This is a genomic window from Daejeonella sp. (assembly GCF_030695525.1).
Taxonomy (GTDB): domain Bacteria; phylum Bacteroidota; class Bacteroidia; order Sphingobacteriales; family Sphingobacteriaceae; genus Daejeonella.
The window spans coordinates 114,810-127,550 of the sequence record NZ_JAUYSS010000072.1 but is presented as its reverse complement, the minus strand read 5'-3'; the positions used below and the strand labels follow the sequence as shown (position 1 = coordinate 127,550).

At 39.4% G+C, this 12,741-nt stretch carries 11 protein-coding genes; 7 read left to right on the top strand and 4 right to left on the bottom strand.

What is annotated here, in order from left to right; genetic code table 11:
* Nucleotides 1–10: 10 nt before the first annotated feature.
* Nucleotides 11–1,912 carry an amidophosphoribosyltransferase gene (locus tag Q8S11_RS17640; protein ID WP_305663439.1) on the top strand — a complete coding sequence of 634 codons (1,902 nt, stop codon included), beginning with the start codon at nt 11–13 and terminating at the stop codon, nt 1,910–1,912.
* A 130-nt stretch (nt 1,913–2,042) separates the two neighbouring features.
* Here the strand turns inward: Q8S11_RS17640 and Q8S11_RS17635 are convergent, their stop codons facing one another.
* Nucleotides 2,043–2,672 (bottom strand): LysE family translocator, encoded by a 630-nt coding sequence (locus tag Q8S11_RS17635; protein WP_305663438.1) that lies wholly within the window; start codon nt 2,670–2,672, stop codon nt 2,043–2,045.
* 142 nt (nt 2,673–2,814) lie between these two features.
* Here Q8S11_RS17635 and Q8S11_RS17630 point away from each other — a divergent pair, with 142 nt between their 5' ends.
* The 3 genes from Q8S11_RS17630 (at nt 2,815) to Q8S11_RS17620 (ending at nt 6,807) form a co-directional block, all read left to right on the top strand.
* Nucleotides 2,815–4,422 (top strand): MFS transporter, encoded by a 1,608-nt coding sequence (locus tag Q8S11_RS17630; RefSeq protein ID WP_305663437.1) that lies wholly within the window; start codon nt 2,815–2,817, stop codon nt 4,420–4,422.
* Nucleotides 4,422–4,874 (top strand): dCMP deaminase family protein, encoded by a 453-nt coding sequence (locus Q8S11_RS17625; RefSeq protein ID WP_305663436.1) that lies wholly within the window; start codon nt 4,422–4,424, stop codon nt 4,872–4,874. Before Q8S11_RS17630 ends, Q8S11_RS17625 begins: the two co-directional genes overlap by 1 nt.
* 94 nt (nt 4,875–4,968) lie before the next feature.
* Nucleotides 4,969–6,807, top strand: coding sequence for a UbiD family decarboxylase (locus tag Q8S11_RS17620; RefSeq protein WP_305663435.1), 1,839 nt, complete (start codon nt 4,969–4,971; stop codon nt 6,805–6,807).
* Here the strand turns inward: Q8S11_RS17620 and Q8S11_RS17615 are convergent.
* Complete coding sequence (locus Q8S11_RS17615) at nt 6,800–7,423, bottom strand: C40 family peptidase (protein ID WP_305663434.1); 624 nt, start codon at nt 7,421–7,423, stop codon at nt 6,800–6,802. The genes Q8S11_RS17620 and Q8S11_RS17615 overlap by 8 nt on opposite strands.
* 145 nt (nt 7,424–7,568) lie before the next feature.
* Nucleotides 7,569–8,045 carry a YdeI/OmpD-associated family protein gene (locus Q8S11_RS17610; RefSeq protein WP_305663433.1) on the bottom strand — a complete coding sequence of 159 codons (477 nt, stop codon included), beginning with the start codon at nt 8,043–8,045 and terminating at the stop codon, nt 7,569–7,571.
* A gap of 94 nt (nt 8,046–8,139) precedes the next feature.
* On the opposite strand from Q8S11_RS17610, the gene guaA reads away from it, so the two are divergent.
* From guaA to Q8S11_RS17595, 3 genes are read left to right on the top strand one after another with little or no spacing between them, the layout of a single operon-like run.
* Entirely contained in the window at nt 8,140–9,669 is a 1,530-nt protein-coding gene (gene guaA / locus Q8S11_RS17605) for a glutamine-hydrolyzing GMP synthase (RefSeq protein WP_305663432.1), read from the top strand.
* On the top strand, nt 9,626–10,867 hold the full coding sequence (locus tag Q8S11_RS17600) for an amino acid ABC transporter substrate-binding protein (protein WP_305663431.1): 1,242 nt from the start codon (nt 9,626–9,628) through the stop codon (nt 10,865–10,867). The genes guaA and Q8S11_RS17600 overlap by 44 nt, the downstream gene beginning before the upstream one ends.
* Nucleotides 10,864–12,036 (top strand): RsmB/NOP family class I SAM-dependent RNA methyltransferase, encoded by a 1,173-nt coding sequence (locus tag Q8S11_RS17595; RefSeq protein ID WP_305663430.1) that lies wholly within the window; start codon nt 10,864–10,866, stop codon nt 12,034–12,036. Before Q8S11_RS17600 ends, Q8S11_RS17595 begins: the two co-directional genes overlap by 4 nt.
* 129 nt (nt 12,037–12,165) lie before the next feature.
* Here Q8S11_RS17595 and Q8S11_RS17590 read toward each other — a convergent pair whose 3' ends face one another.
* Nucleotides 12,166–12,738 carry a MarC family protein gene (locus tag Q8S11_RS17590; protein WP_305663429.1) on the bottom strand — a complete coding sequence of 191 codons (573 nt, stop codon included), beginning with the start codon at nt 12,736–12,738 and terminating at the stop codon, nt 12,166–12,168.
* Nucleotides 12,739–12,741: the final 3 nt, after the last annotated feature.

Below are 12,741 nucleotides of genomic sequence, written 5' to 3'. Positions count from 1 at the left end.
AGAACCTATTATGAGTGATTCGATAAAACATGAGTGTGGTATTGCACTTATCCGTCTTTTAAAGCCTTTATCTTATTATCAGCAAAAATATGGAACGGCACTTTACGGGCTGAACAAATTGTATTTGCTGATGGAAAAGCAACATAACAGGGGGCAGGATGGTGCCGGTATTGCTACAATCAAACTGGATGTTCAGCCTGGTAAGCGTTATATCAGTCGTCATAGGGCAATGGGAGCCAATGCAGTGGCTGAGATTTTTGAATATGTTCAGAAAAAATTCGCGGATGTTCACAATGAATCACCCGAATTATTACAGGATACCGATTGGCTGAAGGAAAACGTGAGTTTTACTGGTGAGGTATTGATGGGACATTTACGTTATGGTACCCATGGAAAAAATAGTATTGAGAGCTGCCATCCTTTTTTACGTCAGAATAACTGGATGACCAGGAATCTGGTAGTAAGTGGGAATTTCAACATGACCAATGTTGATGAATTACTTGAGCAGTTATTTGAACTTGGGCAGCATCCTAAGGAAAGAACGGATACTGTTACGGTGCTCGAAAAGATCGGACACTTTTTAGATACTGAAAATCAGGAGCTTTTTGATAAATATAAAAATGAAGGTTTTTCTAATGAGCAAATAAGTCACCAGATCGCTGAACACATTGATGTGGCATCAATACTGCGCCGTTCTGCAAAAACCTGGGATGGAGGATATACAATTAGCGGTATTTTGGGACATGGAGATGCTTTTGTAATGCGTGATCCGGTTGGTATTAGACCGGCTTTTTATTATCAAGATGATGAAGTAGTGATCGTTACGTCTGAACGCCCTGCAATACAAACTGCATTTAATATTCCTCTTGAATTTGTAAAGGAGATCAAACCCGGACATGCCCTGATTATAAAAAAGAACGGAAAGGTTACTGAAGAGCAATTCCGTGAACCGGAAGTGCAAAAGTCATGTTCCTTTGAGCGAATCTATTTTTCAAGAGGAAGTGATGCTGACATATATCGTGAACGTAAGCAACTCGGCCTGTTCCTGTGTCCTCAGATATTCAATGAGATTAACTATAACCTGAATAATACGGTTTTTTCTTACATACCCAATACCGCAGAAGTTGCTTTCTATGGGATGGTTGAGGGAGTCCATAAATATCTGAGGGACTATCAAAAAGATATTCTTTTAAATCGGGCAGATAAGATTTCGGATGCCGAGCTTGAAGATGTTTTAAATATGTCGGCAAGGATCGAGAAAATTGCGATAAAAGATGTGAAGCTTCGTACATTCATAACCCAGGATGCCGACCGCCAGGATATGGTTGCACATGTATATGACACTACTTACGGGCTGATTAATAAGGGAACTGATAATTTGGTTGTATTGGACGATTCTATCGTGAGAGGTACTACTTTAAGGCAGAGTATTCTTAAAATACTCGACAGGTTGGGGCCTAAACGGATTATAGTTGTTTCTTCTGCACCGCAGATCAGGTATCCGGATTGTTATGGAATAGATATGTCGAGAATGGGGGAGTTTGTCGCATTTGAGGCTGCAATTTCACTTTTGAGGGAAACTGGTAGAGAAGATATTATCGACAGAGTTTATCAGAACTGTATTGAATCCGAGAAACTTGGGAATAAGCAGACTGAAAATTTTGTTCAGGAGATCTACAGTCAGTTCACAGATCAGGAAATTTCTGATAGGATTGCCCTGATCATAACCCCCAAAGAAATCAAAACTGAGGTAAAGGTAATATACCAGACCTTGGATAATCTTCATAAAGCAATTCCAGGCCATCTTGGGGATTGGTATTTCTCAGGCAATTATCCTACACCAGGTGGTAACAAGGTCGTAAATAAGGCCTTTATGAACTGGGTGGAAGGAAAGAATCAACGTGCTTACTAAGGAAGTTGTAAGTTATAGGTTGTAAGTTATAAGTTGTATTTCTTCTTCAGCCAAATTATGTGATTCAATTGAAATTAAGATTCTGTCTCAATACTCAATACTAATTCAATTATCAACTGTCAACTGTCAATTAAATAAGTGAGTGCCCTGTCATTAAATTAAATATTAAACGGGCAGCGAAGATCAGTATAAGTACTCCGGCAACACGATTTAATCTGGCAATATTCTTTTCCTTTATCCTGTATCTTAGTTTATTTGCATAATATGCTTTTAAAACATCGAGGCTGAACTGGGTGATCAGGATTGATCCGAAGAATGGAATAATTTGGGATGGTTTAATTTCTCCGGAAATGGATATAACACTGCTGGTTACACTCAGCCAGTAAAGTAAAATAGCCGGGTTGAAAATGCACATCAAAAATCCCTTGATAAAATAACCGGTATTTTTTCGTTTAGAATTGGTCTGCTCATAATTCACTTTAACTTTCTTGAAAAGATAATAGAGTCCAATTATAAACAGGATAGAACTGCCTGCAATACCTATTTGAAGACGATAGGTGTTTTCGAGTGCAATAAATGATGTACTGTACAAACTAATGCCTACATAAAAAACATCACTGACAACTACTCCTCCGGCAAGTGAAACACCTGCCGAAAACCCTTTTTCAATACTGGTTTTTATCAGAGCAAAAAATACAGGTCCGGTTAGAAACGAAAGCACAAATCCCAATCCTATTCCTGAAACGATTGATTCTATCATTCCGAATATTTATTCCTAAGTAAGTTTTGCAAATTAACCTAAAAACAAAGAAATATTCACAAGAATGATAAAAACATTTAAAACTTAGAGATATGAGAAATTTAATTTATGTTAGATAAATATTTAACAATAGAAACCTGATATGGATAACAATTTGCAAAAAAATTATTCCTCGGCTTTATACACACTGATAACAGTGTTTTTCTTTTGGGGCTTTCTAGCAGCCAGCAATGGAATTTTTATACCTTTTTGTAAAGCACATTTTGATCTCACGCAATTTGAGTCTCAATTGATTGACTTCACTTTTTATGGAGGGTATTTTATAGGATCTCTGGTGCTTTTTTATGCTTCCAAGATCATTAAAGTTGATATACTGAATTACCTGGGATATAAGAACAGTATTGCGATTGGTTTGGTTGTATCTGCAGGCGGAGCCTTGTTAATGATTCCTGCAGTAGGCTCCGGGTCTTTCTCTTTCATTCTCGCGGCTTTTTTTGTGGTCGCAATTGGCTTTTCACTTCAACAAACTGCTGCTAATCCATTTGTGGTTGCTCTTGGTAGCCCGGTGACCGGAGCCAATCGATTAAATCTGGCCGGAGGTGTAAACAATCTGGGCGGAATTTTAGGTCCGATAGTCGTCAGTATTATCCTCTTTGGTACAGCTACAAGTGCTGTTCCCAAGGAAGTTGAAATCGAATCGATCAATCTGTTGTATTATATATTAGCAGGCCTTTTTATAGCAGTTGCCATTTATTTCTGGATGGCCAAATTGCCTAAGGTAACCAGCGATGAGAAAGTGGAGTCGAGTGGTAAGACCAATATGCCTCTGTTCGTTATTTTTGTAGCCTTCTTATTGATTCTTGCAGCAGATCCAATCGCGGCAGCAACAGGTCTGGGCATGAATATATTTGTTTATCTGTCGCTATTTATTATGGTTATTACCCTTCTTTTGGCCCTCAGGTCAGCAGGTAAAGACAAAACGGGCTGGGGTGCGATGGGTTATCCGCAGCTTATTCTGGGCATGATAGCTATTTTTACTTATGTAGGGGTGGAAGTGACTATTCAAAGTAATATGGGAGCTTTACTGGAGCTTCCTGAGTTCGGGGGTCTTACCGGTTCTGAAATTGCACCATTTATTTCACTCTATTGGGGAAGTATGATGATAGGCCGCTGGGCAGGTGCTGTGAGCATCTTTAAACTGGAAAAACGTACGAAAACAATACTCACGATTGTCGTTCCATTTATTGCCTTTGCGGTTATCCTGCTCGCAAATCATTTAAATGGGGCATCTATCGGGCAGTTCCTTATTTACGGGGTATGTATTGTTATTCTGATTGCCGGATTCTTCTTCAGTCAGGATAAACCCGCAAAGACCTTACTTACTTTTAGCGTTTTGGGATCTGTTGCGATGATTATCGGACTGATGACCGAAGGGCAGGTTGCTATTTATGCGTTCCTGAGCGGTGGACTTTGCTGTTCAATAATGTGGCCATGTATTTTTGCCCTTGCCATTACCGGTTTAGGTAAATATACTTCTCAGGGTTCAGCCTTCCTGATTATGATGATATTAGGTGGAGCAATCATCCCACCGGTACAGGGAATCCTGGCCGATACTAGCGGTATACACTTCTCCTATATTGTTCCATTTCTTTGCTTTGTTTACCTGGTTTATTTTGCAATAAAAGTAAGCTCTGAATTAAAAAAGCAAGGAATTGACGTTAATGATCTTGACGCAGATGTATCGCATTAATGAAAGTTAAACCAAGCTTTGACTTGATTTTCATGGATCTTGCAAGCGATCTTGCAGAGCGCTCTCATTGCGTGAAGGCCCAGGTTGGTGCTGTTTTGACAAAAGATACTCGTATAATCTCAATAGGTTATAACGGGCCACCTGCAGGAACCCATAATTGTGATGAAGAATGGCCTGAAACTGGTTGCCCTCGTGATTCGAAGAATAGTTGTTCCCTTGCACTTCATGCAGAGGAGAATGCAATTCTTTATGCTGTAAAGAACGGTTCTACGCTCGAAGGCTCTACACTTTATCTTACTCTTTCTCCATGCATTGCCTGCGCCAGAATCATATTTTCTTCCGGAATTAAAAAAGTTTGGTATAAAGCTTCCTATGCAGAATATAAAGGTCTTCCATCAGATGAAGGAGTCGATTTTTTGAACCGATTTGGCGTAGAATGCCTTAAGTTCTGAGAAGATTGCATTTCTTTAACAATAAGCGGGACATCACATCTCTTCAAAGGCTGCAATTTCTTAAATTGCAGCCTTATTTCAATGATTTCTATCCATGGGTTATAAAAGTCTTGCAGAATGTGTAACTGACCTTGAGAAACATGGTCATCTAATCAGAATAAAGGAGGAAGTTGATCCTTTTCTGGAGGCTGCTGCTATTCATTTACGGGTGTTTGAAAATCAAGGGCCAGCAATATTTTTCGAGAATATTAAAGGGACTAAATTTCCGGCGGTATCCAATTTATTCGGTACGCTGGAGAGGTCAAAATTTATGTTCCGGGATACACTTGACGCGATTAAAACGCTTGTAGATCTAAAATCGGATCCATTAAAGGCTGTAAAAAACCCCTTAAAATATGCCGGATCTGGCCTTACCGCATTTTCAGCTTTGCCCTGGAATAAAGAATTATTTTCTCCGGTTAAATTTGGTAAAACAACAATTTCGGCCTTACCACAGATAGTGAACTGGCCGATGGATGGGGGACCATTTGTAACCATGCCCCAGGTATATACTGAGGATATTGATAAGCCGGGTATTATGAATGCAAACCTTGGGATGTACCGGATTCAATTAGGGGGAAATGACTACATTAAAGATCAGGAGATTGGCCTGCATTATCAACTACACCGTGGTATAGGAGTACATCAAACAAAGGTAAATGCAAAAGCTGAAGCCCTGAAGGTGAGTATTTTCATAGGTGGGCCTCCTGCCCATCCTCTTGCAGCCGTAATGCCTTTACCCGAGGGTTTATCGGAAATGACCTTCGCCGGGGCACTTGGGAACAGACGATTCAGATATTTTTACGATAACGAGGGATTTTGTATCTCCTCTGATGCAGATTTTGTAATTACAGGTACGGTAGAGCCAGGTCAAAATAAACCTGAAGGTCCTTTTGGGGATCATCTGGGTTATTATAGCCTGAAGCATCTTTTTCCTCTGATGAAAGTTAGGAATGTCTATCATCGTAAAAATGCAATCTGGTCATTTACTGTGGTTGGCAGACCTCCGCAAGAGGACACTAGCTTTGGGGCACTGATTCATGAAATTACCGGTTCAGCTATTCCAAAGGAAATTCCAGGTTTGCATGAAGTAAATGCAGTTGATGCAGCAGGGGTTCATCCATTACTTTTTGCGATAGGCAGTGAGCGTTATACTCCTTATCTGAAAGAAAAAAAACCTCAGGAGATACTGACTATTGCGAATCATATATTGGGCAAAAGCCAGCTAAGCCTCGCGAAATACTTGTTTATTTGTAGTAAAGAGGATGATCCTACCCTCAGGACCAGCAATATTCAGGGGTTTTTTAAGCATATCCTGGAGAGGATTGACCTCAGCCGTGACTTGCATTTTTATACCAGGACTACAATTGATACCCTTGACTACAGTGGAACTGATATAAACTCCGGCTCAAAAGTTGCCATTGCAGCGGCTGGGGACAAGAAACGCAATCTTTGGACGGAATTGCCTCAGTCTTTTTCCCTTCCGGATCCGTTCTCCAATTATAAGATGGTAATGCCGGGAGTGTTGGCTGTAGAGTCTCCTGCCTTTGTGAGCCATCAGCAGACCGAACGTGAAATCGAGATTTTGAATTCAGTGCTGGTTTCAGAAAACCTTGACAGTTTGCCTTTATTTATCTTATGTGATGATGCCGGATTTGTAGCAGAAAATATCAATAATTTTGTTTGGGTTAGTTTTACCCGCAGTAATCCTTCACATGATATTTATGGGATTGATTCCTTCACTGAGCATAAGCACTGGGGATGTAAAGGACCCTTGATCATTGATGCCAGACTAAAGAAACATCATGCCCCTGAACTTATTAAGGACAAAAAGGTGGAAGAAAGAGTAGACAGGCTGGGAGAAAGGGGCGGTTCACTTTATGGGATTATTTAGAACCTGAATTCTTTACTAATATCTCATTGTCTTTGAAAATCCGGATTACTTTTACAAAACGACCCTGATAATACTTGTTTAATGGTGTTTTTGTAACGCTGAATGCCTTTCCGGAAGTAGAATGAATAAATTCATGGCTCTGCCCTTTATCAGAGGTTATTATTCCCATATGGCCAACTGTGCGTTTAGTGCTATCGGTACCCGTAAACAAAATAATATCTCCACGCTTAGCTTCTCTTAGCTTTATTTCTTTTTCAATATGAGTAAAACCAATGGACGATCTTGGAACTGATATGCCAAAATGATTGAAAACATAGCTGATAAAGCCTGAACAATCAAAACCTATTCGGGGATCGGTTGATCCATATTTATATGGAATACCTTGCAATGTTTCTGCAAATCCAACCAATTCATCTGCCCGGGTTCTGTTGGTATTAATAGTCTCAGAAACGATGGTGTCGGTATTAGATTCAATAATTTCTACTGTTTTATTTTGAGTAATATCACTGCTCGGTACTACCCTTATTTCAGGCGGTGGAGTGTAATGATTCCCTGATGGAATATCACATGAGGATAGCAATAAAAGTATTAATGCGTTTAATATCATTGACTTCATGAATCAATACTAGCAAAAATCTGTCCAATCATTTTACATATTCTTTAATAGTCGCCGATTTTTAATTTAGCTGGCAGTACCCGATAGTTTTTAATCGATTCGATAGAAACTTCAACTTTTAGCTTTCAGCTTTATCCTTTCAGTTTTAAAACCTTTCCTTCAACTTCTCAGCAATCTCAAAACTCCTTTTAATACGTGTTTCGATTGATTTCGCCTGTCTGATGTAATATAAATAGCCTCTCTTTTCTCCATCTTTAAGGGCTATAAATGCCTTATAAGCAAATTCGTCCTGAGCCAGAACTTCAATGAATTCTTCAGGAAGATCAAGTCCATTGCCGGGATCAGGTCGGATAGATATATTGAACGCTGTACCGACTGAAAGATTATTCTCTTTTATCAGTTTCAAACTTGCAATAATCACATACCTGCCATGCCGGGGAAGCAGTGCACAGGGAAACTCAGTTGTATCTTCTATCCTGCACAAAATGCGAACAGAACCTTTGCCGCTGATAAACTTTTCTGCTATCTCATCAGGAATAATAAGAACATGATGCACCATGGGCCCCTCAACATCCTCTAAATGAGCAGTGAAGTAAACATTAGCGGAAGATTGACTTTTCATGCCTCTAAATTATCAATTTAATTACATTGGTCATAAATGCACCAAAAGCTTGTAGAATACTTTCTGCCTCTGTACAAAAAAGTTATCTTTGCCCATGCAAGAAAAAATCATCATTCTTGACTTCGGGTCGCAATACACACAGCTTATTGCCCGGAGAGTCAGAGAGCTAAACGTATACTGCGAGATACACCCATTCAATCATCTTCCGGATTTTGACTCCTCAGTGAAGGGTCTTATTCTTTCCGGGAGTCCATATTCAGTACGGCAGGCTGATGCGCCACAGATCAATTATCAGGATTTACAGACCCAATTCCCTATACTGGGAGTATGCTATGGCGCACAATACATAGCCCATACCTCTGGTGGGGAGGTGAAGGCCTCATCGACACGTGAATATGGTAGAGCTTGTCTGGATTATATCGATCATAAACATCCCCTGTTTAAAAATATAAGCAAGGGATCTCAAACCTGGATGTCTCATGCTGATACTATTGCTTCGATTCCTGATAATTTTGAGATTATAGCCAGTACAGATTCTGTTAAGGTTGCGGCTTATCATATCAAGAATACAAATGTTTATGGTATTCAATTCCACCCTGAAGTAACCCATAGTACTGATGGAAAGCAACTTCTTGAAAATTTTCTGGTGGATATTTGCGGCTGTAGTCAGGACTGGACTCCCGATGCATTTATTGAAACAACCATCGCCTCGCTTAAAGAAAAAATAGGGAATGATAAGGTGATCCTGGGCTTGTCGGGAGGGGTAGATTCCTCTGTTGCAGCTGTTCTACTTCATCAGGCAATTGGGAAAAACCTTCACTGTATTTTTGTAGATAACGGTTTATTACGAAAGGATGAATTTGATCAGGTACTTGATTCATATCAGCATATGGGTTTGAATGTGCGCGGAGTGAGAGCTGGGGATCGTTTCTTAAGTCAGCTTGCAGGTATAAAAGATCCTGAAGCTAAAAGAAAGGCTATAGGTCGTGTTTTTATTGAGGTTTTTGATGATGCAGCGCATGAAGTGCAAGATGTTAAATGGCTTGGGCAGGGAACAATTTATCCCGATGTTATTGAATCAGTATCTGTAAAGGGACCCTCTGCAACCATTAAATCCCATCATAATGTAGGCGGTTTGCCTGATTTTATGAAGCTCAAGGTTGTTGAACCCTTAAATACTCTATTTAAAGATGAGGTCAGGAGAGTTGGTAAAACCTTAGGAATGGACGCCGCCCTTTTAGGCAGACACCCTTTCCCTGGTCCGGGCCTTGCAATTCGAATTCTGGATGATATAACGCCCGAGAAAGTCGAAATTCTTCAGGAGGCTGATGCAATTTATATCAGTAATCTGAAATCATCGGGTTGGTATGATAAAGTTTGGCAGGCTGGTGCAATCTTTTTGCCGGTACAGTCGGTCGGTGTAATGGGTGATGAGCGTACTTACGAACATGTAATCTGTTTGAGAGCAGTAAGTTCTGTGGATGGTATGACTGCCGATTGGAGTCATTTGCCTTATGATCTGCTGGCTAAAATTTCGAATGAAATAATTAATAATGTAAAAGGAATTAACAGAGTTGTGTATGATATTAGTTCCAAACCACCTGCAACGATTGAGTGGGAATAAGTACCTGATAGTGTTTTGCATTCTGATTTTTCTTTCAGCATGCTCAAAAAAAGTTATACCTACCAAACCGGCTGAGAAACCTGCACCAGTAGAAATTGTTGTGCCCAAGCTTGAAGAGCCTGTCAAAAAAAATATTGATCATTCCATAGTACTTCTGCTGCCTTTTCAGCTGAATACACTGAATCTTAAGACATCCCGGAAAAGTGATCTCAGTAAAGCTGATTTGGCTATAGATTTTTACCAGGGTTTTAAGCTCGGACTGGATTCGCTTAGTACCGGAGGACATAATTTTAATTTACAGGTATTTGATTCCCAGAATCAGGAGACAAGAATAGTTAACCTTGCGATGTCTGGTTCAATAATCAGCCAGGATTTAATTATTGGCCCGGTATTTCCGGATGATATTAAAACATTTTCAGAATTTTCTGATTTAGGTAAAACCCTGCAGGTTTCGCCATTGGCGGCATCGATGCCTTCAGAATTCAATGATTCTGAACTTGTTAGTATCAACAATTCAATCGATCAGCATGGAATGAAAATAGCTGGATTTATCAGCAGTCAATACAAACCTGAGCAGGTTCAACTTATTTTGATCAATACCCAAAAAACGGAGGATTCACGCTTTTCAAATTATATAAAGAGCTATCTAAATGAATTATCAGGATCTAAGTTTCCCATTATAGAACGGCCAAACACCCTTGGTATTGAAGATTACCTGAGCCCCACAAAAATCAACCTGGTTATTATTACTTCATCTGACAGGTCATTTTTACTGCCTGCAATTGATAAACTTTACAGATTAAAGAGTCAAAAATATCCTATTGAGGTTTTTGGACATCCTAACTGGATCAAGTCAAGGTATCTAAATCCCGAGAAGATGCAAGCATTGAATACCAGAATAAGTGCTTCCTATTTTGTGAATTATAAGGCTCAGAATGTAAAGAATTTTATTGCCAGATATCGGGATGAATATGGACTTGAACCTTCAGAATTTTCATTTAAAGGCTTCGATACAGCTTATTATTTTGGTTCATTACTTGAAAAATACGATAAGGAATATGCAGATTTTCTGATTAAGGAGATTTATACCGGACTTCATAATGATTTTCATTTTGTGAAAGATCCCAAGTATGGGTACCGAAATACAGCTTTAATGATTTTAAGATATCAGAATTTTGAATTACAGCCTGTAAGATGAGAGCAGAGCAGCAATTGAGGACTTTTATGCGGGTTTTGGAGAAGTACCCTGCTGATAAACCTCTGGCTAAATTTCTTCCTGAGTTCTTTAAAAGGAATAAACAAATGGGCTCCAATGATCGTCGTTCAGCCTCAAGGTTATTATATAATTATTTCAGACTTGGCAGGGCCCTGGCCGATGAGCCGATTGAACAACGCTTATTTCTTGCTGAATTTCTTTGCACCTCAGTAGATAACCCATTTCTTAATTATTTTCGTGCGGATTTGAATGAGAAAATCTACCTGGCATCTGATGAGAAAATAAGTTATGCTTCATTAAGTGAAGGATTGGTAATGAATGAAGTTTTTCCTTTTTCAGGACATTTGTCTGATGGAATTGATGAAGGAACCTTTCTGAGTTCATTTTTTGTTCAACCCGACCTTTTTATCCGGGTTCACCCTCCGGCCCTAACCTGGGTGCTAAGGACACTTAACGAGAGAAATATTAACTTTAGTTTGATTGAAACTTATACAGTGGCAATGCCAAATGGAACCGACTTAAAAGCCCTGTTTCCTGATAATATCTTTCCTGTTAAGCCTTATGAAGTTCAGGATTTGTCTTCGCAGCAAACAATACGGTATTTTAAACCCAATCGTTATGAACATTGGTGGGACGCCTGTGCTGCCTCGGGGGGTAAGTCATTATTATTGTTTTCAGAGCAACCTGATATTAAACTTTTAGTTTCTGATATCCGTGAGAGTATTTTGGATAATCTGGATGAGCGTTTTATTGCTGCAGGTTTGAGAACCTATCAGAAGAAGTTGATTGATTTGACTAAGAATGCGGATCCTGAAATTCATCACTATGAATTTGACGGAATCATCCTGGATGCGCCATGCAGTGGCTCAGGAACCTGGGGCAGAACCCCTGAAATGATTAGTCAGTTTAAGGAGCATAAGATCCTGGGATTTCAGAATCTGCAAAAGACAATATCTGCTAATGTAATCAAATATCTGAAGCATGGGAAGCCCCTTATTTATATTACTTGTTCAGTTTTCAGAGAGGAAAATGAGGAAATAGTTAGCTGGCTTCAAGAAAGTCATGGAATGCTGCTTGAAGGATATGAATTGATTAAAGGTTACGAAAACAAAGCGGACACTATGTTTGTTGCGCGACTGATCAAGCTTTAAGCCTCACCCTTTGTGCGGGACTGCTTTTTGTACTGTTCCAGCATCCCTCTTCAATTGGAGAGGGAAAGCAAAGACTCTGGGTGAAGTACAAACGAAAATAGGGTGAGGCCAAATCAGCAGATCACCAAATTATAGGCCGGTATTGTTTCTGAAAAGTTTAATCGCTATGGCTAATAGAATAATCCCAAAGGCTTTACGCATGATATTCAAACCAGTCTTTCCCAGCAGTTTTTCAAGGTAAATCGTGTTCTTCAGAACGACGTAAACAAAGATAATATTCAGAATAATTCCAACAATTATATTCTGTGTTTCATATTCGGATTTTAGGGATAGGAGGGTAGTCAATGTTCCTGATCCTGCTATTAGTGGGAAAGCCAATGGAACAATCGATGCACTTTCAGGTACTTCCTCCTTGAAAAAATTGATCCCTAATATCATTTCCATTGCAATGATGAAAATAACCACAGAACCTGCAATTGCAAATGAAGAAACATCAAGCCCTATAATTTTGAGCATTTCATCTCCTATAAAAAGGAAAAGTATCATGATCATCAGAGCTACAATAGAGGCCTTTTCAGACTGAATATGTCCAACCTTATTTCTCAGTGATATCACAACAGGTATTGATCCGAGAATATCTATGATCGCAAATAAGATCATAGTTACCGAAAGGATCTGCTTGTAGTTGAAATTTTCCATCATTTT